This window comes from Mesobacillus sp. LC4 (assembly GCF_053543455.1).
The window spans coordinates 340,687-363,537 of sequence record NZ_JBGCUB010000005.1 but is presented as its reverse complement, the minus strand read 5'-3'; the positions used below and the strand labels follow the sequence as shown (position 1 = coordinate 363,537).

The window sequence follows — 22,851 nt, the reverse complement described above, 5'->3', positions numbered from 1 at the left end:
TCCATTAACATACTGAATATTCTGATATTTTATTGAATAGTTTTTGATAGATTTTATCAATATCATTGCAATCTGGGACCTCTTGATTGGTGAGGATCCCATTTCCCGCTAACGCATTTTCTACAAGCAACGGTATTACACCTTCATGTGTTTGATTAATATAATCTGCTCCAGCTTCCCATATATGAAACTGATCATTTAAATCCAAAACCATCTTAAGGGCTTCTTGTGCCACCTCCGCCTCAGAAACGTTAGCCTCTGGGTTAAGTAGTTTTCCTAAGATTGCATATTTTTCCTGTGAAGCCTTAATGCCATATTCGATAACAAACGGAAGTAATAAGGCTACGCTCAACCCATGCGGCATATGAAATCTTGCCCCCAAAGCCCTTCCTGATGCATGAGCAAGATTGGTAGAAGAATTCGAGAACGCAATCCCGGCAAAGCAGCTGCCAAGCAGCATTTTTTCTCGTGCCTCTAAATCACTTCCTTTATTAAAGGCAATAGGCAAAGCCTTACTAATAAGCTGAATTGCTTGTAAAGCGAAATAGTCGCTCATTTCTGTTGCCCTTGTCGATACATAGGCTTCCATAGCATGTGCTAAGGCATCCATACCAGTAAAAGCCGTATAGGATTGTGCCAAAGTTACTGTCAATTCAGGGTCTAATATAGCAATATCAGGAATTAAACCTCGATGGCCCGGATTCATTTTAGTTCCATTTTCAACATCAGTTATAACCATTACCTTCGTTGCCTCCGAACCGGTTCCTGCAGTCGTTGGCACAGCAATAAGAGGTAACCTTTTCATTACTTTCAAGCTATTGATTTCGTTAAATTGCAGATCAGGGTTAACTGTGAATACTGAAACGGCTTTTGCCAAATCAATTGCGCTTCCTCCGCCAATGGCAACTATACAATCAGCCTGGCTTTCCATACAGCGATTAACGGCCTCTTCTACATATTCAGTCGTTGGCTCACCTTTTAATCCAGAATAAATTGTCAGTTCAAGATTTGCCTTCTCCAGCATTCTTCTTAACCGTGCACTCAGATTCAGCGGCTCTCTCAACACACTTGAACTAACCACGACAAAAAGGTGGAGAGCCCCGAGCCCTGCTGCCGCATCTGCCAGCTTCTCAAAACTCCCGGCTCCATGATAAATACTGCCGGGTAAATGAAACTCCTGAACCATATCCTACCCCCTCTCCTGATAAAGCGCTTACAAAATTCTTTATCACAAAGATTTTTGCCTTTTTGTCTTAATCCGAAAAACATACATGTCTGGTTTGTAAAAGCTGATGTATAATTCAATCGGCTTTCCATCTGCACCTTTGATCAAGCGCTCGACACAAAGAACATTAATACCTTTAGGGATCCCTAGATTTTCAGCATCCATATCTGAAATTCTTTTACAGGAAATGAACTGTTCAGCCTGATGAAGTTCAATGCCCAGCTTCTTTTCAATCAGTTCATAGATAGCTGCTGTCTCTAAATCATGCTTAGAGAGCTGCTGTCCAATTTCCGGGCTGTAATAGTGGCGTTCAATTGCAATCGGTTCTCCATCTGCTGTCCGAAGCCTTTCGATTGTAAAAAATTCCTTTTCTCCAATTTTATCTGCAAAGTACCTCGGCTCAGCCATCACTCCACTATTCAACAAGACCGATCCAGGTTTCATCCCCATTTTACGCACTGTTTCTGTTAAACTATGTAAGGAGTTAAGCCACTCCTCAATCGGCCGCTTCGGTGAAATATATGTGCCTTTTCCATGTACTTTAGTCAATACACCATCGTTAACTAAGTGCGTAATTGCCTCTCTTACTGTCGTCCTGCTCACTGAAAAGCGATTCATCAATTCCCTTTCGCTGGGGATTTTTTCTTTGTAACGGCCATCTATAATCTCCTTCCTCAGTAAGTTTTTAATTTGCACATGGTAAGGAATCGGATTCTCCATATCTATCTCAACCAATCATCATCCCTCCCTACTTGTTGCGACGTCCCTACCAGTTCAGACCAGTTTATTTCTGGATGATTTACACCTCCATTATATGGACTACACTTTCATTTAACAACAAGTTTTTATAATTTTAAAAATATTCAATATTTTAGTATAGCTCTTTTGTTCATTTGCATTAGTTTGTTTACATAAAGATATTATTGTCCATAACAAATATAAATCAGGCATCCTATTCCAGTAATGAATTATAGATGCACTCATATACTAGATTAATAGTCTTTTCCAAAGGAGTAATCAAATGAAAAACTGGAAGAAACGTTTGTTTATTGTCCTGCTTTCAACGGTAGGTCTGCTGGTGGTGTTGGTTACTGGAGCGGTCATGTATGCAAACTTTTATGTGAATGATGAGGATATCATTGTTTCGGAGGAACTTTTTCCTGAAGGTGCGCCACAAAGGATCATGGCCATCTTTGCTCATCCGGATGATGAAATCATGATTGCTGGCACTTACCACAAGTTGAATAAGGAGAAAGATGTTACCTCTGTCCTCGCTACTTTTACCAGAGGTGAAGCGGGCGGAACTGGCGGACTCGTGCCTAAGGAAAAACTGGGCGAAACACGGACTAAAGAATTGGAAAAATCGGCAGAAATCCTTAATATCGACCATTTAGAAGTTTATGATTTTCCTGACAGCGGACTTGTTGATGCGGATCACGAGGAAATCAAGCAAACCATTAGAGAATTAATTATTAAGTATGAGCCAACAACCGTTATTACCTATGATGATGTAGTAGGCTTATACGGACATCCCGACCATGTAGTGATGAGCAAGTTGACAAAAGAAGTTGTGACGGAGGAAATGGCAGAAGAAGATTCTACTGTGAAGAGGCTATACTTCGCCACTCTTCCAAAGCCAATGATAGATCTAGCACTCAAGCTCTCTCCTACTTTCAAAGAGCGTTATCCACGGGAGAAAGGCTTGCCTGAACCAACAATCGCCTTCCCAATGGCTTCGGAGGCATCTGCACGCAAACAAGTACTGCTTGCACATGAAACCCAGTGGGAAACCGTAGCAAGTGTGCAGCCTTATCACGACAAAGTCCCATCCTGGATTTATTACCGAATCTTCGACCGGGAGTATTATCATTTGGTTAAATCTAAATAAATAGATGCACTTGAGTAATCGAAAGTACTTTTGACAGGCGATTTAAGCTTGGAGTTAGCTCCAAGCTTAGCCCGCTTATTACGTTTTTAATCACAAAGATTGCCGAACAAAAAGCGTCAATCCTTTGGACCAACGCCACTACTCAGTTAAAAGTTAAACATCAACTTCTTCCCATCCACTATACAACTTTAATACCTTGCATTTCACTTTTCCAGAGGGTACTGACATAATCGTTTCGTCACCAACCACTAACCCTATCAGCTTCTTGGCAACTGGTGTGTCATAGAAAATTTTGTTTTCGTCTACATTCGATTCGCCATAACCGACAATTTCATATACTTCTTCTTCTGTAAAATCGGTGTACTCAAACGAGCATTTCACGATTGACCCAATTTCTACTATCTCGGTATTAGGCTCATCAACCCTAATCATTTCAGCTGTCTTATACAAATGCTGAATCTCCTGAATTCGTTCAACCAATACACGCTCATCCTGCTCTAATTTGTGAAAATTAGGATTGGCAATTTTATCGTCGCCGCAAGCATTGAAAGCAATATTTTTATCAATCCGCACTTGTTTTAGCTCTTGTTCTAAATGGGCTATTTGCTGAAGAACCAATTGCTCTCCTTTAGGTGTGATTTTAACAGACATATTACTCTCCCCTACAATAGGAATTCCTTTAATCATTTCTAATATACCCTGAAACTCCGCGAAAGAGTAACAATACACTCAGTTAAGGATTTAGTATGAAATTATTAACTATACTCTTTTTTCACTTCAAACCTGCTGACTAGTTCGTAGGGTCTTGCTTTAAATGCCTCATAAGGAATGTAGTTTGCATCCATTGCGTCAAGGGCTCTGTCCCTGAATTGTTTTCTTGTAATAAGTCGCTCAATATTCTCTTTCGTTATTTTTGTAAAAAAGACTTCTGAAGTTTCTCCTTCTGCTGTCCTAGCTTCACCAGATTGATATTCACCTCTGAAGACTACACATGTAACCCCGATCGTCACGTTTTGGTATATGCCGGTAATACCATGTAAATTCACCTTGATTCCCGTCTCTTCGAACACCTCGCGATGAATTGCCTCTTCTAATGTTTCACCCTCTTCTACCTGTCCACCAGGCATTTCCAGTGTATCGGAACGGTGTAAATTCCTGACTAGGAGTACATCGCCATCTTTGTTTGTGATATATCCGCTAACAGACAATATATGTTTAGGATGATGATAGGAAGCAGTTGAAGACAAGAAATCTCTGTCTGTTTCTATCTGAATTTCGCCTAACTCCTTCATTGCTGACTGGTACTCTTCACTATTTTCAATTAGACTGTTGATTCTTTCATAATGCACCTTGCTGTTATATTCCCAGATGACCAGAATTTCTTCATTCGTTTCATTCATCCAGCGACCAATTAATTTTGCTCCATTTTCAATATGAATTGGGTAAACATGTGTATGAAAAAACTTGTTGATATCACCCAGGCTCTCAGGTTTGATCATGTAGGTATTTCTTTTAAAAATCAACTCTATCTCCACCTTTCACTCCCTTTAATTTCCACATAAAAAGAGGAAAATCCTTCTCTTTTGACTGGTGCTAATCGGTTTCAGGAAATTTTCAAGGTAATGAAAAGGGATTCGCCTATTCTGAAAGAATAATAAATACTGAGGTGAAAAAAATGAAGGTCAAGGGGATTAACCATTTATTATTTTCTGTTTCCGATTTGGAACGATCAATTGCTTTTTACATTAACGTATTTGGTGCAAAACTGTTAGTTAAAGGGAAAACTACTGCTTACTTCGATCTCAATGGCATATGGCTGGCCCTGAACGTTGAGAAAGACATACCTCGTCAAGAAATACACCAATCATATACACATATAGCTTTTTCAATAGATGAAGCAGAGTTTGAACAAATGTTTAGCAGGTTGAGAGATTTAGAAGTGAATATACTTCCGGGTCGCCTTAGAGATAAAAAAGATAAAATGTCTATTTACTTTACGGACCCAGATGGGCATAAATTCGAGTTCCATACGGGGACGTTGCAAGACAGAATTGACTATTACAAACAAGAAAAAGGACATATGGAGTTTTTTTGATTAAGTCGTTTTCTGGTCACGGGCTTGTTTAGGACAGATTTCAGATGATCTCCTCCAAACCTGTCCGAACTCCCTGTACTTCTGACAGCTTTCTCTCGTTTTACACTAAACCTGTCTGAAGTTGAGCTTTCTTTTGACAGCTTTTATCCTTTTGCTCCCGAACCTGTCATAAGTTTGCTCATCTTTTGACAGCTTTTATCCTTTTCCTCCCGAACCTGTCATAAGTTTGCTCATCTTTTGACAGCTTTTCTTCATTTGATCCCAAACCTGTCTTAAGTTTGCTCATCTTTTGACAGCTTTTCTCCATTTAATCCCGAACCTGTCTTAAGTTTGCTTATCTTCTGACAGCTTTTCTCCATTTGATCCCAAACCTGTCTTAAGTTTGCTCATCTTTTGACAGCTTTTCTTCATTTGATCCCAAACCTGTCTTAAGTTTGCTCATCTTTTGACAGCTTTTCTCCATTTGATCCCGAACCTGTCTTAAGTTTGCTCACCTTTTGACAGCTTTTCTCCATTCGCTCCCGAACCTGTCATAAGTTTGCTCATCTTTTGAAAGCTTTTCTTCATTTGATCCCAAACCTGTCTTAAGTTTGCTCATCTTTTGACAGCTTTTCCCCATTTAATCCCGAACCTGTCTTAAGTTTGCTTATCTTCTGGCAGCTTTTCTCCATTTGATCCCAAACCTGTCTTAAGTTTGCTCATCTTTTGACAGCTTTTCTCCATTTGCTCCCAAACCTGTCTTAAGTTTGCTCATCTTTTGACAGCTTTTCCCCATTTGATCCCGAACCTGTCTTAAGTTTGCTCACCTTTTGACAGCTTTTCTCCATTTAATCCCGAACCTGTCTTAAGTTTGCTTATCTTCTGACAGCTTTTCTCCATTTGATCCCAAACCTGTCTTAAGTTTGCTCATCTTTTGACAGCTTTTCCCCATTTGATCCCGAACCTGTCTTAAGTTTGCTCATCTTTTGACAGCTTTTCTCCATTCGCTCCCGAACCTGTCATAACTTCTGACAGCTATCCGCGCGTTTCCACTAAACTTGTCCAATGTCCTACCGACTAATTAAGTAAGCTGAATTTCTCCAATAAAACAAAGCCGCCAAAATTGGCGGCTCTAATGGTTTAACTATTATTTTGCTTAACAACTTGTCCTTCAACTGACGCTTTCTTATCACCGATCGACAGCCAGGTGACGAAGATGAGCATGATCATCGCACCCATTAGCTGGACGCTTTGGAGCATCGTGTCAAACCAAATCACTGAAATGACCATGACGGTTAAAGGCTCCACACTTGATAGGATACTCGTTTCGACAGCGGTGATATAGTTCATGCTTCCCAAGAATAACAGGAACGCCAGTGTGCCAAAGAATATCAAAATGACCATGATAAAAATCATTTTTGGCTGGGCTACAATGGTCCATTCGCTGCTTGTCCAAACTCGGTTGATTAACCCAAGGACAATGCCGCCGAACAGCATGCTCCACCCTACAATCGCCAGTACGCTCCATTCCTTCATTAAGCGAGCTGGGTAAAGGGTATAGAAAGCAAATGTCAATCCTACCGCGACTCCCCATAGCAAGGCGGTTGGACTAACCAGCAGACTGCTCATTGAACCGTTCGTCAATAAAAGGTAAAGCCCGGCCAATGTACCAGCTATGCCGAGCATCTGATAGCGTGGCGGCCACTTTTTATGATTAAAAGAAACATAGAGTACAACGAAAATCGGCGCGGAGAATTGCAGCAAGGTTGCCACTACCGCATTGCTCGTTTCGATGGCCATTGTAAAAGTGTACTGTAATCCGACCATCCCAAGAAGGCTGAATACAACTAGCTGATTCCGCCAGTATGGTGTTTTCACGACTGTAAAAATATCCTCTTTTTTGATTGCCAGAAATGCCAGGATGCTGCTGCCGGCTATCATCATCCGGATTGTCAGGATAAAAGGAACCGACAATTCCGTATTGGCGAGTACCCACTCCGTGATCGAACCCGTCATTCCCCAGAGCATGGCTCCGATAACAATCATCAGTATCCCCTTTAAACGTAACATCACCAGCGCTCCTATTCTTTGGATTCCGTGTAAATATAGACTACAAAACTAGTATATTAAAATTATATTACCATAAAAAGCACCCATATCTATCGTTTCATTTTTGGGTCCACCCTAATATTACCAGACTAATCTCTTCCAGGCTTCTCTTAAAAGGTTAGTACTTTGGGTAAATAATGGTCATGCAAGTAAAAAACTCAAGGTGGTGGATGCATGACCAGCCAAACCCAACTACAAACTCTCAAACAATATCGCACTGGAAAGCTGTTACCGATTGCCGCTCTTGGAATTGCCGGAACACTTTATGCGGTTAAATGGAATCGCCAGCGCAAAACTGCTGCTTCTTCCCACTCAAGGATGCTTAAAAATATTGAGCATAATGCCAAACAGATCAAGCTTGAATGGCACGGCATGAATAGACCTTATCGTGTGTTTCGAGGGGAGGAACTTATTTACGAAGGTGTGGAACCAAAGATCGTAGACCAAAATCTTGTTCCAGGGACACTTTACACCTACTGTATAGAAACCCTTGATGATCATGGAAATGTTATGGAAAGAATGCGGATTCAAACAACGACTGCAGTTGATTTCAGGGAAAGAGAGAATATTCTTGAGGATTTACTCATTACAACGATCGTGACTCCTGGTCAAATCAGTTTTGAATGGGAGCCGATTGAGGGTGTTACAGAGTATCTTATTTTCAGGAATGGAGTTGAGCTGGAAACAGTGACTTCTTGTGCTTTTACCGATAAAGGGATTGATCATGACGAGAATCATCGTTACAGAATCGAAGCCAGACGGCCTTTGCAGCGTTCGGAACAGGTAAAGTGGGAGCTGAAATCGGTTATTGCTAATGCTGTTGGTGCCATCAAAAATGATTCTTCCACTGCAATGGCGGCTGACGAAAAATTTACCATCATTAAAAAGATTGGGCCAATAAAGGATTTGTTGAAATCCCCGCAGGGCAGAAAGCTTAAATCCGGAAACTGGCAACTCAGGTACACAACATTTTTAAAAGAGGATTGGCTTAAAAATCCAAATGCCGCATCACAGGACCAGTTTTTCAAAGGCGACCACCGCTCATTCGATCCTGAATCCTCTGAATTCAGGACAAGAGGCGACGTATTTATAGACACTGAAAACCCATCTGTTCTTTTAAACAAGGCTACCGGTATAACAGAAGCATTCAACAGAGAAAAGAAACCTATAGAATCCTCTAGCGCTTCTGAAGAGGGAATTCAATTGGAAAAAGTGCTTACTGACGATGACAGAATCAAGTTCCACCTGAACCATTCTGTTAGCAACCCGCTCGTTGTCTCCCCTGCCATTGACTACCATGTTTGCGGAACCTTCTATATGGATAACGAATATGACCTGGTCGGCATCCACGATCAGGCCCCTGAACACGAGATTTATCTTAAAGAACCGGGAGCAGATGAATGGCAAGTCATCCACCAGGCTCACAGCAAAGGTCTCGAAATGATGGCAGATCCAATGGCCAATCATTACTGGCGCTACTCTACATTCACAAACTAAAAAAACGGAAAAGCTGACTAACGGGTTTACTTGTGAGGTGCAAAATGAAAAATCACAGACAAAACCACATATTAATTCGCACCGATTCCGCCACACTATTCACAATACAAAAAGACTTAGAGAAATTTTCATCTCTAAGCCTTTTTTCATATTATCTTATTGTGCTAAAGCACCCGTATGTTTAAGTATGTTTATTCACAAACTTAGGGCTAAGACCATTAGTATCGAAGAACCATAATTAATATTTCTCTTACTTATCATCAAGAGATTACATTCTTTATCTCAAGGGACAAAAAACCCATCTAGGAGATTTATTAATTTTTATCTTTCCACCCTATTTTTACAAGCCGGATCAGATATAAAATTATCATAAGGGTGACAGCAACTTTAAAGAAATTATTTGACCCCAAGATAGAATAACCAAAACTGGATACTGCTAGTATATAGAGCGGTAAAGCGTTAAAAATGAAGGATAACCAATTTTTAGTTTTGTATGTGAGCTTTATTGAAATGACTACTCCAAACAAACTCACTAGTGCAAGAAGTGGCAAAAAAAGTGTGTATTTAGAAGTGCTAAAAATAGAAACAAAGTGTGCAAAAAATATTAAAATCATAAGAATCATTAAGAAGATTCTCATTGACGTAAACTTCATAATTACCTTCCCCTTTAAACCAAATCTGCTTCAGCAAAACTGCACCTTTAGTACAATAAGAAAACGGGATTACCGCAGCCATTCCATATTTAACACACGCCTTCGTAAACGCAATAAAAATTCCAACTGATTCTCACTTGATTGTTAACTTAAATAAGAGTTCTCCATTATTCGGGTCTATTTCATTCATAAACTCGAACCCTATACTTTTATATAAGCTATAAGCTGTTCTATTTTCCTCTGTGATACTTAAATATATTACGTTTACACCATATTCTTTTGAAACTAAATCGATCAGTTTTTTCATCGCCATCTTACCATAGCCTTTACCTTGATATTTTTCATCTATCAATATCCTATCAATCCAAGTATCTTTATTAGGACCAAAAGAACCGTACATAGCAAACCCAATAATCTCTTCATCAGAATATATAGCTACTGGATGCCATTCCTGATAAGTATTAGCTTCTTTCAAACATTCATCTACGGTCTCAATAAATTTTTCTTGTCCAGATTTTAATCTTATATTTCTAACTTTGTATTCGTTAGTTTCATCAATATTTTTAAAATACACATCACTCATTGTTCTAAATTATACCTCCACTATTTTAGATCGCTATTGAAGATTATGCTTCGTTACTATAAGTACATTATTTCACAAAGTCATCGATAGTCTTATTTCAATTTTAACATAAATATCCAAACACCTTCACAATTACCATAAAATCCACTTACCAAATCACCACAGTATCACATACCCTCCAATAATTATTTCCGTCAATGTGAAATGACCTGTGAAATGATGTGTGATTTTTAAATTAAATTACAAAAAAACATTGATATAACCAGAAAAATCGCACGGTGAATTTCAATGTGAAAATCCGTGCGACTTGCTTTGTGTTTTACTTGTTTGCACCTCTGAAGTAAACCCGTTAAAAGCTGACTGCCAGCTTTTCCGCTTTCACTTACAATATCAGATTCGAGAACTGTCCCTCTCCAGCGCCTAGCCAGTTCCATCCCCGAGAGTGCTCCCTCGGTATATTGCGAAGAGCGGTAGCTTTGAGCAGCTCGAGACGTTTGTCTAGCTGCGGCTCCTAACTCCTCGAGACGCTTGTTCAGTGTCGCCTCCTAGAAATTCCGAAACTTCAATTCCGCCGGCAGAAGCAAAAAGCGCTTCTTTGTCGGAGTCTCCAGTTTCTGCGTTTCTGGACAGTCGGCTATACATTTCGATTTCGGTCCTGCCAATGAAGTCAAAGAGCGACTTCCCCGGTCGGCCCTCCAAACTCTTGTCGGGGCTGACCAAGGCGCTTCCGCTTTTCTTATAAAAATCTCTTCCGCACATTCGGCGGCGGCAGCATACAGCTATCCTTCTGGCCAAACCATTTGATACGGTTTTTGGCAATTAGATCATACACCACATTCCTGATTGGAGGCGGAACGATCATGAACACATATAGAAGCTTCCATGCTCCTCGCAAATGGCGGCTAATCCTCAGGGCAGCAGATGATTTATAATACACCTTCTCATTTTCGATTAAAATCATGCTGTCCACATCATCAGGGACTTTATATTTTTTCAGCAATTCCTGTCCGGCATCACTCTGGAGCGATGCGAAACGGAATTGCTCTTTTTCGTCACGGTCTAGGATAAATTGGACACTCGCATCACAAAAGTTACAAACTCCATCAAATAAAATGACAGGCTGCAAGTTTCATCCCTCCTCAATTGGTATGGGTGATGTCTTTATTCTACCATTTATCCACTTTGAGAAAAATGAAACAAAACTAACCGAAGACGAGGGATGGTAACACCACTAATTCTCTTCCAAAAACTTGTTACTGACAATTTTGTTTAAGTATTTCATCCCTGTCATACTAAGACGCATCCACATAAAGCTGTAGAAAAGACTAAAAACAAAAATACCTGCAGGAATGCCTGCATTTATATTTGTGGACACTCCGGGTCCTAACACTGGGAAACGAAATACATACAGCAATGCCATGATTCCCGTAGTCAAGGCTAACCCGCCAATGAACACTACCGTTGTTTGTTTTTTTGCCTTTCTAAAACCTGCTCCCAGAGAGACTCCCAACAATCCTGTCGTAAACAAAAACACCAACACTTCAGAGGGCTGAATGATCATTAAAAGCAGGCCTGTGACCGTAAAAGTCAGGAACCCAATGCGCAGCGAAGTGAGCGTAGCCAGCACGATTGGACCCGTGGCCATGATGCTGAAGATGTAACCAACACCTCCAAACAGCCCTGCAGACTGGAGAATCGCAGCAATCGCTCCCAGCAGACTCCCCGTTATCAATTTCACATTATTCGCATGAGTTACAGGTGCAGTCATATGCTCTTTGTGGATCAAATTAGATAAGCGCAAAGAATCCCCTCCAGCTACAACACTCATTTTTTGCGGATAAATGGGTTATATGTATCTTCCTTATAGAAGATTGATATTGGAGCCATCTCTAACATGTATTCCTGAAGAAGCAATTGATGCATTGTTTTTTTCTTATGCATTCTAAGGCAATGCTTACAATCTCTTTGTGAGAAATTCCCCTATTCTGGGTTCCTGCCCATTTTGTCCATGGACATCTATCCTAACTTCAATTCGATGAATATAGTGTAGAAGCTTTAGGAGGTGACTGTGATGAATGGTTTGTATGCGCATGGTTCCTCCTCCCGGAATCAGTTGCTAGAATGGGAAAAGCATGCTCTTGATTCATTCTTTGCTAAAATGAGTGACAAAGAAAAACCTTTTCCCTGTATCCCGGCAACAATTGGATTTTCAATGAATCAGCTTAAATATGGTTTTATTGGAAGCCTAAGGAGGGACACAACAATCAAAGAGCTCGCTGGCTTATTGACGAGCTATACAGAACAATCAAGGGAGTTCGGCAAATATACTTCTTTGATCATTTTCTTTGAAACACCAGAGTCTATGAAAAATACATCTGTCGAGGAATATGAACAAATATTCTGGGCGCATCTTTCAGGGTTAACTGCGCTGGATGAATTTGAATGGCCCCAGGATATCCCTCAAGACCCGCACGACCCAGTCTGGGAATTTTGCTTCAACGGCGAGAAATATTTTATGTATTGTGCAACCCCTGCACACAAAAACAGGGAAAGCAGGCATTTTGATATGATGATGCTCGCGATTACTCCGCGCTGGGTTCTGCAGGAATTTAATAAATCCGAAGGTTATGCAAAAAGAATTAAGGCTCAGATTAGAAAGAGGCTCGCGGAATATGATCGCATTTCCATCCATCCTGACCTGAATACTTATGGAGCAGATGACAATTTTGAATGGCGGCAGTATTTCCTGCGTGATGATGATACTTCTTTGTCAAGATGCCCCTATCATCGGGTGCTTAAGTTCCTCGGTATCGATAAATAAAGCGCAGGGAACTCCTGCGCTTCACTATTGATTCAATTGTTTTATCAAGTCTTCGGTAGTTACAATTTTGGCAAATTCTTTCTGAAGCATCGCCAGTTCAAGTTCCTGGATGGAATCCGCAGTGTGCTTCACACCCTTGTGGTCCGTGATTTCAAAAGCTGCAATCGCGTCAGACACAAGGAAGCTGTTGAAACCGAGATTACCGCTCATTCTCGTGGTAGTCGAGACACAATGCTGTGTCGATAATCCGGTGATCACCACTGATTTAATTTTATTTTGTTTCAGATAGGATTCCAGCTCGGTTCCAATGAAACCGCTGTTCACGTTTTTCGTAAAAATAACTTCCCCATCCAGCGGCTTGACGACATCCTTGATTTCAGTCCCCAGTTGATTTCGGTGATGCAAAGGAGAAGCCGGGTCAAGCGACAGATGCTTCGTGTAGATGACCTGACCTTTTCTATTTCGCCATTCGGTTAACAGCCTGGCGATATTCCCTTCCGCTTCTGGGTTGTTCCGCTTCCCCCAATAGGAATCATCAAACCCCTTCTGGACATCCAAGACAAGCAGTGCTGGCAGTTCGATTATATTCATCCTAATTCCTCCTTAGTCACTGCTCATTTTTTCTCATTCGTGGAATTTTTACTCATGATCGTATTCTTCCATGGAAATTACTTCAAATCTATTCACGAATCGTGTTAAACTCTATGAAGATGTTTTTACATAGGGGAAAACTTGATGAGGAGGATTTTTGTGAAACGGTATTCGCTGTTATTCTTATTATCCACATCACTTGTTCTTTCCGCTTGCAGCAGTGATGAACCCGATGAAAAAGTCGAAGCCGAACAACCGGCTAAGGAAGTTGTCAAAAAGGAAGATACAAAGCGGAGTAAGTTTGAACACTTGAAGAATATAAGTTTAGAGGTTACAGAGGAAAGCCTGACAGCCTTAGAGCCTGGCTCGATGATGGAAGACCTGAGCTACGAAAAAGATAAAGAGGACATTGGTTTCAACACACCAGAACTGGATCCAGAATTAAAAAACAAGCTGCCGGCAAAACTTGAACAACTTGCTAAGGAAACTGATGATTTAGAGACGATTAAAAAAGGACTTGTTTCGCTATTAGCTAGTCCGCATTATAAAAAGATCATCGAGAATGCCAGCGCCTATGAACCCCATTTCGAAGAACCATTCCTGCCAGACCCGACAAAGTCTGTAAGTGAAGAGGATGAAACGAAGGCTTCAGACAAAGCGATCATTCTCCTCGATGCAAGCTCAAGCATGCTTCAACAGACAGACGGCCGTGTCAAAATGGAAATCGCGAAAGATGCTGTAAAAAGCTTTGCCAAAACAATCGGCCAGTCCAGCGAGGTTTCATTGATAGTCTACGGTCATAAAGGCTCCGATTCAGATGCCGACAAAGGAGCTTCCTGCTCAGGAATTGAAGAAGTATATCCTATGGGAAGTTATGAAAAAGAAGCTTTCCACGGAGCGGTCGATTCATTTGATAGCAAAGGCTGGACACCACTTGCAGATGCCATCCAAAAGGCCGCAGAGATGAGCAGCAACTATGATAGCAACACAACGATTTACATTGTCAGTGACGGAGCTGAAACCTGTGATGGGGATCCAATTCAGGCGAGCAAGGACCTGGTGGCTAAGAATGTTGAAAGTACTGTGAACATCATCGGTTTTGATGTGGATGGGGAAACGGAAAATCAGTTAAAAGCCGTTGCTGAAGCCGGAAACGGTGAATACTTCAAAGCCGATAATCCTGAGGAATTGAAGAATACAATCCAGTACGAGTGGCTCCCTTCCACTCTCGACCTGGCCTTTGCTTTTACGATGGCTCCAGACGGATGGGATATGGTCGCTGAATACAAAGTTGCAGAAAAGTATCCTCTTGAATTATGGACCGTTGGAAGAAAAGAAGCACACCGGATCATTGACGCAGCTGCCATCATGTCCGAGAACGGCTGGATCACTGATGAACAATATTCCGAGTTAAGAGATTGGGGCTTTGAACGCAGCGAAGCCATGAAGGAACTCCATTACTCCATGAGCAAAACCAATCGTGAAAAAGCAGATACCGAAAGCAAGGAAATCAGACAAAGAGTCGATGAATGGACAGAAAAAATGAAAGAACTGAAAAAAGAGCGCGGCGATACTTGGTAAAAAAGATGGTCCGATAATGCGGACCATCTTTTTTATTCAATCACCATGCCATGCTGAGTTCTCATAAGCTTAATTTGCCTGTCCTGATGAACATACTCGTAAATCGCTTTGGTCACGACAATTTTTTCTCCATTAAGCCGTATCCAGTATTCCCGTTCCTCAGTAAAGTTGCCAAATGTATTCATGGTTGTATTAGTAACTCCTTTATCCTTAACGGTCCCCTTTACAGAATGAACCTCAAACTGGGAGTAAAGGTAGTCTTCATAGGCAAGAGACAAAAGAACAATGCAGCCGCCCCAGATTATTATCATCAAGATACGTTTCATTTCTATCACCAATTATAGTCTTGGCCAAAATGAACTTTGATATCCTTTCTTTACCAGCAATTTAAAAAGAACGCAAAATTTTTGCGTTCTTCAAACACTTATAACATTTGATTGGCCAATGCAATAGTGTCTTTCTTCGATTGCTCATCCGAGATATTAGGATTGTAATAGCCAATACTATAATAAATTCCATCCTTTTCAAAAACGAGAGTTCCTTTCATATAATCTCCTGCCGTCCCATCAGCTAGCTTAACTTCTTCCCCCGGACCTTCTGGATATTCAATTTTAAAATTATGGACAGTGATCATGAAAATGATGTTATCTTCTTTGTTTTTTGAAACACTGTCAAAATTGACTTGTAAATCTTTCCCATCATGCTTGAAATCTTCGATCGTCATTTTCAGCGGCATGGCGTCAAAAGGAAAATCTTTAGGCAGAATTACTTCAAATGGCAAAGAATCTAAGCCAACTTTCAAGGATGGTACATTATAAAGGATCGGAATACTTTTCAATTGTTCCTCAGTGGCATTCCCAGTTTGTTCAACTTTCTCAAGTTTACTTGTATCGAGCACATCGTTTTGTTTTTGTTGATAGCCGAAAAGCAATAGTAGAAAGATTATAGGGATAAATGATAACTTTTTCATATGCTCTCCCCCTTTACTATTTAATACGGAAGAACATTCAATAAGTTTCAAAATTTAACCATTTTTTCAAGAACTAAACAAAACTACTTCTTACCATTCCAAACTTTTGCTCCAAATCCAACCGCGAGGACACTGAAGATACTGCCAATCAATATTACAAATGCCGTCATTTTAACTCCTCCTTCAGATTCACCACCAGTGTGTAGGCCTATTTAGTGTCGAAGGTAATTTGGTTTCAGCATTACCTTTTGATGAGTTGATCTGAGCCTGAGTCAGAAAAAAGCTGCCTTCCAGATTTGCATCGCTTAAGTCGGCATCCCTTAAATCGGCACCGATAAAGTCACACACCCTCATGTCAGCTCCTTTGAGATTTGCTGCAATCAACAGTGTCCCCCGTAAATCGGAACCTCTGAGATCCGCTCCTGTTAGCCTGGCACCAAACAGGTTCTTTCCTCTCGGCTGCTTTCTGCTTTTTACTCGAGAACGGACCAGTTCACTCGTTTTTATGAGGAATCCGTTAACCTCTGCTCGATGTGCGGGAATATCCAACTTGAGAATTTCAGCAGATTCAAGGTTTGTAAGCTGTTCTGTTTTTTTATAGATTGTTCGGAGACCACCGTATAATGGCTTCGCGTCCTCTAATTTCATGGATTCATCCAAGTAAAGTAGCATTTCATGAAGCTGCTGCATGATCGGGAATACATCGAACATTTCTTTCGCTGTATCTGGGTGGTCTCGCCAATCATGTCCCCTATAGGTAATCTGTGAAACCTTTTGCCCCGCACCAAAGCATTCGTATACGGTACATCCTTTGAAGCCTTCATCCCTCAGTTTGTTATGAATCCCACAACGGTAATCCTTCTGCAAGTTCTGACAAGGCACCCCTGCCCCCTTATCAAAAGCAAAGTCAGCAGATTCCGCATATGGCAAAGCCACACAGCATAAACCAAAGCAACTTTCGCAATCGGCACTTAACTTATTTTGCAACATTTGACCATTCATTTCTCTTAATCTCCCGTAGTATAATTCCATCTTTTGTTAAATATAGATTATCATATTTTTCCTGAGAAAAAACAAAAAAGCAGGGGAACTCCCTGCTTATCTTGTCACTATTCCATACTCCGCAGCCAGCTTTTCTCCTAAGAACCTTGCCAGCTCCAGCATGCCGAATTTCCCAGCTTTTGCTTCAGCATCTGGATTGTAGTTTGTATTTGTATTGATATCGTAAGTAAAGATTTCACCTGACTCATTTCTGATAAATTCAATTCCGGCAACATCAATATTGTTTGCTTCTAGCACTCTCTTATATTTTTCAATAATAGGGTCGTTGAACGCTTCAATCACCTGGAATTTTGGCTTTTCTTCAATCTCTTCTCCGACTGGACAGAATAGGTCTCCAATCTGGCAGGCATCTGCCGGGCATAATTCAAAACCTTCAGATGTATCGACCCTCACTGCATAAACAAATTCTCCGCCGACGAATTCACATCTTGTTATATAGCTCTCCGGAGACTGGATATATTCCTGAATGAGCGTGACACCATCCACCGGTTCTTCAAATGCAGGGCCATCAACATATGACTTCAATGCATCAGCCGATTGAAAAAGTTGTACTCCAAGACCCTTTCCTGCGCGGTTATGCTTAGTAATAAATGCTTTCCCTTCGAATTCCTTGGCCGCTTCTAAAAGCTGTTTTTTACCGACAGTTGCAATAGTTCTCGGAGTCTTTACTCCTTGCTTGGCCAGCTCAAGGTATTGCTTGACCTTGCTAACTTCCAGTTCCAGTGCGCGTGTTCCGTTGAAAACTTTGCATCCGTGAGCCTCCAGCCAGGCTAAAACCTGTGCAGTATATTCCGGAGCGAATCGATGGCCTCTTGTGTGAGACGAAGCGCTCATCCTGCTATAAAAAATTCCTTGTGGCGGTTCCTTCGATAAATCAAGCAGTCCTTCGTTGAGATGCCATTCCTCAAATGGAATCCCTAGCTCCTTCAGCCGCTTTGTTAAATGAATTGTCCATTCACTATTTTCATGGATAATATATACCTTGCTCATATTTACTCATCTCCTTATAGTAGTTCAAGCAATCACTTGCTTTCTTTTTGCCTCCACAAGAGGCATAACCTGCTTTGAAAAACGTTCCATTTCTTCGAGTTGCGGTGAAAATTGGAGCAGAAGCAACCCTACCCCCGCTTGTTCATACTGAAGAATTCGCTCGGCGATTTGGTCAGGAGTGCCAATCAAATTCGGCCGTAAACCACGGTTCGATACCGAGTAATCCTGGAGCTGGATTTGCTGTTCAAGCTGGGATTTACTTGTGAAATCCTTAAAGCCGGCATAGGCACTTGATTCTTTTACAGTCGTAATGCATTCCAATTCTGCGATTGCTTCTTCCTCGGTGTCGCGGCAAATGACATAGGCAGCCATTCCGAACTCCGACAATTCTGGATTTGAAGTTGCCGCTCTGCGGACTTTCATGTCTGTTATTTTCTGTTCAATTTCTTCTATTGTCCCGCCATGCATGACATAGGCATCACATTTTTCAACAATCGTCTGTTTTCCCTTTGCACTTTCTCCGCCGGCATAAAGGACCGGATTCGGCCGCTGAACTGGTTTCGGGAACAGCTTCGTATCCTTGAGCTGATAAAACTTGCCTTCATAAGAGAAGGTTTCATCACGCCATAGTCCCTTGAGCACATCTATGAACTCTGTAGTCCTGTCATATCGTTCATCATGTTCGGTAAAAACTCCGCCGTATTGCCTTGCTTCTTCCTCCCACCATGCTGAAACAACATTAAGCGTAAATCGCCCGTTGCTGAGTTGATCAATATTTGCCGCCATTTTTGCCGTGATAGCCGGATTGTGGAAGCCCGGTCTAACCGCTGCCATTATTTCAATTTTTTCCGTTACTGAAGCCAGTGCGGCAGCAGTTGTCCATGCTTCAAGGGAATCGCGCTCTGGCCCTTTTATATCATTCAAATATAATTCGGCAATTAATGTTGTAGAGTAGCCCCATTGTTCTGCTGATTGAATCACTTTCTTTGCATAGTCAAAGGTAGGTGGCATGTTCTCGTCTTCTACATTCCTAAGCCATCCGCCAAATATAGGCAGCCAAAATCCGTATTTCATCTCAATCTCTCCTCTGCTCATAAAATCTCAACTTAACCAACCTGATAAGTTGGTTTTATAAGTAAAACATTAGAGGCTCATAAATAAGCCTCCTAAAAATAAAAAGCTCCCTTCTTCAAGAAGAGAGCCATAGCATACTCTCTTCTCATCTTTCAGACAAAATTGTCCGCAGGAATTGGCACAGTATTCTTTCAGAACCTGTTGCCGAGGTTTCGCAGGGCCTTTCCCTCCACCTCTCTTGATAAGAAGACATAAGTATTAAATTTTAGTTCGTTAAAGTGATAATATTCCAAATTCATTCAAAAGTCAATTCGTTTATCGAAATATTATTATATCCCGACCGGAAACCCAGACAGAAATTTATTTACCCTTTGAGATGCTTCTATCAGTCTATCTGGTGGCTGGACCATGGCAATTCGGACATAGCCTTCGCCTTGTTTTCCAAAAGCATCACCAGGAACGACGGCAATTCCTTCTTCATCAATTAGCTTGAAAGCGAAATCGCGGGATTTCCAGCCGGCAGGAATTTTAGCCCACACAAACATCGTTGCCGGAGAATTTGCCACTTGCCAACCGCTATTCCTGAATCCTGAAACCAAAGCATCCCTTCGTGCTTCATACTGCTTCAGCTGATCCCCGAGAAAAGAATAATCTGAGGTCAGTGCAGCAATTGCTGCTTTTTGAATCGGGTAAAAAATACCGTAATCGATATGTGATTTGAAGGAAGCAAGAATATTGATCACCTGTGAATTCCCAGCGACGTAGCCAATGCGGCAGCCTGCCATATTGAAGGTTTTTGACAATGAGTTAAACTCTACCCCTACGTCTTTGGCACCGTCCACCGAAAGGAAGCTGGTTTTCGGATTCTCATCATAAATCAATTCAGAATAGGCGAAGTCGTGCACCACGAGGATGTTATGTACTTTAGCGAATTCGACCACCTGTTCAAAAAAGCTGCTGTCCGCCAGCGCGGTGACAGGATTTCCTGGATAACTCAAGATCATCATCTTCGACTTTTCTAAGATTTCTAGAGGAATCTCATTCAGCTGCGGCAGATATTGATTTCCCTCCAACAAAGGCATAGGATAGATCGACCCACCGGCAATGGTTACGCTAGCTTCATAGATTGGGTAACCTGGATCCGGAACAAGTACATAATCCCCAGGGTCAATGATTGCAGTAGCCAAGTGCGCTAGCCCATCCTGCGAGCCCATCAGCTGCAAGACTTCACTTTCAGCTTCTAGCTCAACAGAATAACGCTGTTGATAAAAATATGTAACTGCCTCATTAAATTCACTGATTCCCTTTAACGTGTATCCATATTTCCCTGGATCCATCGAATATTTAGCAAGTTCCTCCATGACAAAAGAAGGCGGGCCAAAATCTGGACTCCCTATACTTAAGTCAATCACATCTTTCCCATACATCAAGGCTGCCTGTTTACGGTCAACCACTTCCTGAAAAATACTTGATGTCATCTTTCGTATCTTTTCTGATCCGTAAATATTCATGGATATTCCCCTTTACTGTTTATTTCTTTAACGCTGTGAATTGTTAGAATCTTTTAAAATATAAATTCGATTATATCAGGAGCAGCCAGTCATTTCTAGCAAAAAAAAAACAGGACTGCTTAAGCAGCCCCTATGTTCGTGTAATAATTTTATCAATAATCCCGTATTCCAAAGCTTCCTGTGCACTCATAAAATAATCCCGGTCTGTATCCTTTGCGATTTTTTCAACCGGCTGTCCAGTTCTATCGGAAATAATTTGATTCACATGGTCGCGCAGCTTCAGGATTCTTTTAGCCGAGATCTCAATCTCCGTCGCCTGGCCTCTTGCACCGCCGAGAGGCTGATGGATCATGATTTCACTGTTTGGCAATGCAAATCTTTTCCCTTTTGTACCGGCAAGCAGCAACATGGCTCCAAAAGATGCGGCCATTCCGATGCAGATTGTGCTGATGTCGGGCTTGATGTATTCCATCGTATCAAAAATCGCGAATCCTGCTGTGGTTGAACCTCCAGGACTATTAATATAGATCGAGATATCCTTTTCAGGATTATCTGCTTCAAGAAACAGAAGCTGAGCAATAACGCTGTTTGCCACCTGGTCATTGATTTCATCTCCAAGCATGATAATCCGGTCTTTTAAAAGCCTTGAATAAATATCGTATGAACGTTCTCCCCGGTTTGATTGTTCGATGACATAAGGAATTCTACTCAATTTGTTCCTCCCTTTCCTGCTTACGCAGCCATTTTGAAAGTAGAGAGAGGTGAACGAGAGTGTAAAGACATCTCCGGTGAACAAGGAGCAAGTGAAGGGATCTCCTGGATGCTTTCAAGCAACACAGTCGGATCCTCAGAGTGAAGTGATTCACAAAGCAAGTCTGTCAGCAGCTTTTCTTCATCCTCGGTGAGTTCTTGATCCACTTCTTGAAGGTTTCCATCACGCTCGAGTCGTTTCCTGGCCCGGTGAAGCGATGCTTTTATAGCCATTTCCGTTGTCTGCATTAGTTCAGCGATTTCGCGTGATTGAAAACGGAATGCTTCCTTCAAAACTAAAATAACAGCCTGCTTCGGCGTCAATTTGGCCAAAACCATCTCGACTGTATCGATCACGTTGCCATTAGTAACTGAAGCGAGATTTTCCGGTATTCCCGTTACCTCACGACTCCGCTTCCTGACCGTATCAACCCAATGATTGTAAGCCATCTTTTTCAACAATGCCGAGCTGATCTGTGAAGGCTCATAATGGCGCATCGCCTTGACCGTCACTTCCTGCACAAGGTCATCACCATCCCAGCTGCTCTGCGTTAAAAACCGGCAATATCTCTCAAGATTTTGATAATGGTCCATGACACCGGTATCCTTTGCTATATCCATTTTCCTGAGCTTGTCGATCGACATCCTGTTCACTCCTTTGAACCTCTCTGCCCCTTAAACGGATTTAGGGAGAGAAAAGATACGGCCATCAAAAATTTTTATCATTCTTTCTTTAGCATATGCTGGAATTGAATTTAGCCAGCCTTCTCAGACTGTTTATTTTTTCTTAGTACTACTGCTAAGGGTATTAAAATTATTGGTATTAAAGCCAGCAAATAATATCTGGACAATGGCTTTTTTTCGGGGAAACGGTCAGGATAAGTTCTCTTTAAATGCTGCTTGATCAATGCTTCAAACTCAGTTAGTGGAATTCCTTCGGGATCGACTCCCCACTCATCAAAAAGCCTGGTTGCATTTCCGCCAATTGGACGGATGTTATCTCTGGATGGAGTATATCCTAACTCAAGATCATACTGCATATTGGAAAGAAAATACTCGTAAGGCTTTAACTGCAAAAGTGAAGTGGATCTTGAAAAACCAAACTCAACGATTTCATATCTTCCCTCAGAAGATTCATTCACTCTCATGGGACCGATGATCACTCCATTGTATAGCACTGGTGCAACCCACTGGTTTAAAGGTCTTATTTCCAGATTCAACTTGTTATCAATCACTAGCTGATGATCGGCAACAAACTGCCCTATTGTCCAGTCTTTTGGATTTCCATCGTTGATCACAAATGAAAGGAATTCCTGGTAATTGTTCATTGCAGTTTCAACAACTTCAGGCGGGACATGCCTATTCATTTCAATTGAGCCAAAACCCATTAACACCATAGTCACTAACAATAAAAAGACTCTTTTCATCCTGAACATTACTCCTTTTAAACGCCAGCAAAAGCATTTTTACAA

General features: G+C 41.3%; 24 protein-coding genes and 1 riboswitch. Of the genes, 5 read left to right on the top strand and 19 right to left on the bottom strand.

The window, feature by feature from the left end; translation table 11 throughout:
- Nucleotides 1–4: 4 nt before the first annotated feature.
- Together AB5I83_RS17420 and AB5I83_RS17415 are read right to left on the bottom strand one after the other, a co-directional pair.
- Nucleotides 5–1,186 (bottom strand): iron-containing alcohol dehydrogenase family protein, encoded by a 1,182-nt coding sequence (locus tag AB5I83_RS17420; RefSeq protein WP_448977028.1) that lies wholly within the window; start codon nt 1,184–1,186, stop codon nt 5–7.
- A gap of 42 nt (nt 1,187–1,228) precedes the next feature.
- A complete protein-coding gene (locus tag AB5I83_RS17415) occupies nt 1,229–1,960 on the bottom strand; it encodes a GntR family transcriptional regulator (protein WP_448977026.1) in 732 nt (243 codons plus the stop codon).
- Nucleotides 1,961–2,246: 286 nt separating this feature from the next.
- Between AB5I83_RS17415 and AB5I83_RS17410 the strand changes: the two genes are divergently transcribed.
- Nucleotides 2,247–3,113 (top strand): PIG-L deacetylase family protein, encoded by an 867-nt coding sequence (locus AB5I83_RS17410; RefSeq protein WP_448977024.1) that lies wholly within the window; start codon nt 2,247–2,249, stop codon nt 3,111–3,113.
- A gap of 153 nt (nt 3,114–3,266) precedes the next feature.
- Here AB5I83_RS17410 and AB5I83_RS17405 read toward each other — a convergent pair whose 3' ends face one another.
- Together AB5I83_RS17405 and AB5I83_RS17400 are read right to left on the bottom strand one after the other, a co-directional pair.
- Nucleotides 3,267–3,800 carry a GreA/GreB family elongation factor gene (locus AB5I83_RS17405; protein WP_448977022.1) on the bottom strand — a complete coding sequence of 178 codons (534 nt, stop codon included), beginning with the start codon at nt 3,798–3,800 and terminating at the stop codon, nt 3,267–3,269.
- 68 nt (nt 3,801–3,868) lie between these two features.
- Nucleotides 3,869–4,636: an NUDIX hydrolase gene (locus tag AB5I83_RS17400; protein WP_448977020.1), complete on the bottom strand. Its 768-nt coding sequence runs from the start codon at nt 4,634–4,636 to the stop codon at nt 3,869–3,871.
- Nucleotides 4,637–4,788: 152 nt separating this feature from the next.
- Here AB5I83_RS17400 and fosM point away from each other — a divergent pair, with 152 nt between their 5' ends.
- Nucleotides 4,789–5,208 carry a FosM family fosfomycin resistance protein gene (gene fosM, locus AB5I83_RS17395; protein ID WP_448977019.1) on the top strand — a complete coding sequence of 140 codons (420 nt, stop codon included), beginning with the start codon at nt 4,789–4,791 and terminating at the stop codon, nt 5,206–5,208.
- A 1,119-nt stretch (nt 5,209–6,327) separates the two neighbouring features.
- Here the strand turns inward: fosM and AB5I83_RS17390 are convergent.
- Nucleotides 6,328–7,257 carry a DMT family transporter gene (locus AB5I83_RS17390; protein ID WP_448977017.1) on the bottom strand — a complete coding sequence of 310 codons (930 nt, stop codon included), beginning with the start codon at nt 7,255–7,257 and terminating at the stop codon, nt 6,328–6,330.
- Between the two features lie 213 nt (nt 7,258–7,470).
- On the opposite strand from AB5I83_RS17390, the gene AB5I83_RS17385 reads away from it, so the two are divergent.
- A complete protein-coding gene (locus AB5I83_RS17385) occupies nt 7,471–8,793 on the top strand; it encodes a DUF3238 domain-containing protein (protein ID WP_448977015.1) in 1,323 nt (440 codons plus the stop codon).
- Between the two features lie 786 nt (nt 8,794–9,579).
- On the opposite strand, the gene AB5I83_RS17380 is transcribed toward AB5I83_RS17385, so the two are convergent.
- The 4 genes from AB5I83_RS17380 to AB5I83_RS17365 all read right to left on the bottom strand — a co-directional run bounded on the left by AB5I83_RS17380 (nt 9,580) and on the right by AB5I83_RS17365 (nt 11,830).
- Complete coding sequence (locus tag AB5I83_RS17380) at nt 9,580–10,029, bottom strand: GNAT family N-acetyltransferase (protein WP_448977013.1); 450 nt, start codon at nt 10,027–10,029, stop codon at nt 9,580–9,582.
- A gap of 498 nt (nt 10,030–10,527) precedes the next feature.
- Complete coding sequence (locus AB5I83_RS17375; protein ID WP_448977011.1) at nt 10,528–10,749, bottom strand: hypothetical protein; 222 nt, start codon at nt 10,747–10,749, stop codon at nt 10,528–10,530.
- Between the two features lie 16 nt (nt 10,750–10,765).
- Nucleotides 10,766–11,155, bottom strand: a complete 390-nt coding sequence (locus AB5I83_RS17370) for a thiol-disulfide oxidoreductase DCC family protein (RefSeq protein WP_167833058.1) — start codon at nt 11,153–11,155, stop codon at nt 10,766–10,768.
- A gap of 105 nt (nt 11,156–11,260) precedes the next feature.
- On the bottom strand, nt 11,261–11,830 hold the full coding sequence (locus AB5I83_RS17365) for a hypothetical protein (RefSeq protein ID WP_448977009.1): 570 nt from the start codon (nt 11,828–11,830) through the stop codon (nt 11,261–11,263).
- 270 nt (nt 11,831–12,100) lie between these two features.
- Here AB5I83_RS17365 and AB5I83_RS17360 point away from each other — a divergent pair, with 270 nt between their 5' ends.
- Entirely contained in the window at nt 12,101–12,850 is a 750-nt protein-coding gene (locus AB5I83_RS17360) for a YqcI/YcgG family protein (protein WP_448977007.1), read from the top strand.
- Nucleotides 12,851–12,874: 24 nt separating this feature from the next.
- Here the strand turns inward: AB5I83_RS17360 and AB5I83_RS17355 are convergent, their stop codons facing one another.
- Entirely contained in the window at nt 12,875–13,441 is a 567-nt protein-coding gene (locus AB5I83_RS17355) for a cysteine hydrolase family protein (RefSeq protein ID WP_448977006.1), read from the bottom strand.
- Nucleotides 13,442–13,600: 159 nt separating this feature from the next.
- Here AB5I83_RS17355 and AB5I83_RS17350 point away from each other — a divergent pair, with 159 nt between their 5' ends.
- A complete protein-coding gene (locus tag AB5I83_RS17350; RefSeq protein WP_448977004.1) occupies nt 13,601–15,022 on the top strand; it encodes a vWA domain-containing protein in 1,422 nt (473 codons plus the stop codon).
- A gap of 32 nt (nt 15,023–15,054) precedes the next feature.
- On the opposite strand, the gene AB5I83_RS17345 is transcribed toward AB5I83_RS17350, so the two are convergent.
- The 9 genes from AB5I83_RS17345 to AB5I83_RS17305 form a co-directional block, all read right to left on the bottom strand.
- Nucleotides 15,055–15,348: a hypothetical protein gene (locus AB5I83_RS17345; RefSeq protein ID WP_448977002.1), complete on the bottom strand. Its 294-nt coding sequence runs from the start codon at nt 15,346–15,348 to the stop codon at nt 15,055–15,057.
- Nucleotides 15,349–15,446: 98 nt separating this feature from the next.
- Entirely contained in the window at nt 15,447–15,992 is a 546-nt protein-coding gene (locus AB5I83_RS17340) for a hypothetical protein (protein WP_448977000.1), read from the bottom strand.
- Between the two features lie 189 nt (nt 15,993–16,181).
- Nucleotides 16,182–16,994, bottom strand: a complete 813-nt coding sequence (locus AB5I83_RS17335) for a pentapeptide repeat-containing protein (RefSeq protein ID WP_448976998.1) — start codon at nt 16,992–16,994, stop codon at nt 16,182–16,184.
- A gap of 96 nt (nt 16,995–17,090) precedes the next feature.
- The gene (locus tag AB5I83_RS17330) at nt 17,091–18,044 is read right to left on the bottom strand and encodes an ATP-grasp domain-containing protein (RefSeq protein ID WP_448976996.1); all 954 of its coding nucleotides are present in this window, start codon (nt 18,042–18,044) and stop codon (nt 17,091–17,093) included.
- 24 nt (nt 18,045–18,068) lie between these two features.
- Nucleotides 18,069–19,118: an LLM class flavin-dependent oxidoreductase gene (locus AB5I83_RS17325; RefSeq protein WP_448976994.1), complete on the bottom strand. Its 1,050-nt coding sequence runs from the start codon at nt 19,116–19,118 to the stop codon at nt 18,069–18,071.
- A 142-nt stretch (nt 19,119–19,260) separates the two neighbouring features.
- Nucleotides 19,261–19,366, bottom strand: a riboswitch (SAM riboswitch).
- An 81-nt stretch (nt 19,367–19,447) separates the two neighbouring features.
- Nucleotides 19,448–20,629: an LL-diaminopimelate aminotransferase gene (locus tag AB5I83_RS17320; RefSeq protein WP_448976992.1), complete on the bottom strand. Its 1,182-nt coding sequence runs from the start codon at nt 20,627–20,629 to the stop codon at nt 19,448–19,450.
- Nucleotides 20,630–20,759: 130 nt separating this feature from the next.
- The gene (gene clpP, locus AB5I83_RS17315) at nt 20,760–21,341 is read right to left on the bottom strand and encodes an ATP-dependent Clp endopeptidase proteolytic subunit ClpP (RefSeq protein WP_448976991.1); all 582 of its coding nucleotides are present in this window, start codon (nt 21,339–21,341) and stop codon (nt 20,760–20,762) included.
- A gap of 20 nt (nt 21,342–21,361) precedes the next feature.
- Nucleotides 21,362–22,024 (bottom strand): sigma-70 family RNA polymerase sigma factor, encoded by a 663-nt coding sequence (locus tag AB5I83_RS17310; protein WP_448976990.1) that lies wholly within the window; start codon nt 22,022–22,024, stop codon nt 21,362–21,364.
- 110 nt (nt 22,025–22,134) lie between these two features.
- A complete protein-coding gene (locus AB5I83_RS17305) occupies nt 22,135–22,806 on the bottom strand; it encodes a hypothetical protein (RefSeq protein ID WP_448976988.1) in 672 nt (223 codons plus the stop codon).
- Nucleotides 22,807–22,851 lie beyond the last annotated feature (45 nt).

Excerpts from the sequence above, each read along its gene's own strand:
- fosM (WP_448977019.1), top strand. The coding sequence starts at position 4,789 with ATGAAGGTCAAGGGGATTAACCATTTATTATTTTCTGTTTCCGATTTG.
- AB5I83_RS17385 (WP_448977015.1), top strand. The coding sequence starts at position 7,471 with ATGACCAGCCAAACCCAACTACAAACTCTCAAACAATATCGCACTGGA.
- AB5I83_RS17380 (WP_448977013.1), bottom strand. The coding sequence starts at position 10,029 with ATGAGTGATGTGTATTTTAAAAATATTGATGAAACTAACGAATACAAA.
- AB5I83_RS17310 (WP_448976990.1), bottom strand. The coding sequence starts at position 22,024 with ATGTCGATCGACAAGCTCAGGAAAATGGATATAGCAAAGGATACCGGT.
- AB5I83_RS17410 (WP_448977024.1), top strand. The coding sequence starts at position 2,247 with ATGAAAAACTGGAAGAAACGTTTGTTTATTGTCCTGCTTTCAACGGTA.
- AB5I83_RS17320 (WP_448976992.1), bottom strand. The coding sequence starts at position 20,629 with ATGAATATTTACGGATCAGAAAAGATACGAAAGATGACATCAAGTATT.
- AB5I83_RS17360 (WP_448977007.1), top strand. The coding sequence starts at position 12,101 with ATGAATGGTTTGTATGCGCATGGTTCCTCCTCCCGGAATCAGTTGCTA.
- AB5I83_RS17420 (WP_448977028.1), bottom strand. The coding sequence starts at position 1,186 with ATGGTTCAGGAGTTTCATTTACCCGGCAGTATTTATCATGGAGCCGGG.
- AB5I83_RS17305 (WP_448976988.1), bottom strand. The coding sequence starts at position 22,806 with ATGAAAAGAGTCTTTTTATTGTTAGTGACTATGGTGTTAATGGGTTTT.
- AB5I83_RS17390 (WP_448977017.1), bottom strand. The coding sequence starts at position 7,257 with ATGTTACGTTTAAAGGGGATACTGATGATTGTTATCGGAGCCATGCTC.
- AB5I83_RS17330 (WP_448976996.1), bottom strand. The coding sequence starts at position 18,044 with ATGAGCAAGGTATATATTATCCATGAAAATAGTGAATGGACAATTCAT.
- AB5I83_RS17345 (WP_448977002.1), bottom strand. The coding sequence starts at position 15,348 with ATGAAACGTATCTTGATGATAATAATCTGGGGCGGCTGCATTGTTCTT.
- AB5I83_RS17340 (WP_448977000.1), bottom strand. The coding sequence starts at position 15,992 with ATGAAAAAGTTATCATTTATCCCTATAATCTTTCTACTATTGCTTTTC.
- AB5I83_RS17325 (WP_448976994.1), bottom strand. The coding sequence starts at position 19,118 with ATGAAATACGGATTTTGGCTGCCTATATTTGGCGGATGGCTTAGGAAT.
- AB5I83_RS17355 (WP_448977006.1), bottom strand. The coding sequence starts at position 13,441 with ATGAATATAATCGAACTGCCAGCACTGCTTGTCTTGGATGTCCAGAAG.
- AB5I83_RS17405 (WP_448977022.1), bottom strand. The coding sequence starts at position 3,800 with ATGATTAAAGGAATTCCTATTGTAGGGGAGAGTAATATGTCTGTTAAA.
- AB5I83_RS17335 (WP_448976998.1), bottom strand. The coding sequence starts at position 16,994 with ATGAATGGTCAAATGTTGCAAAATAAGTTAAGTGCCGATTGCGAAAGT.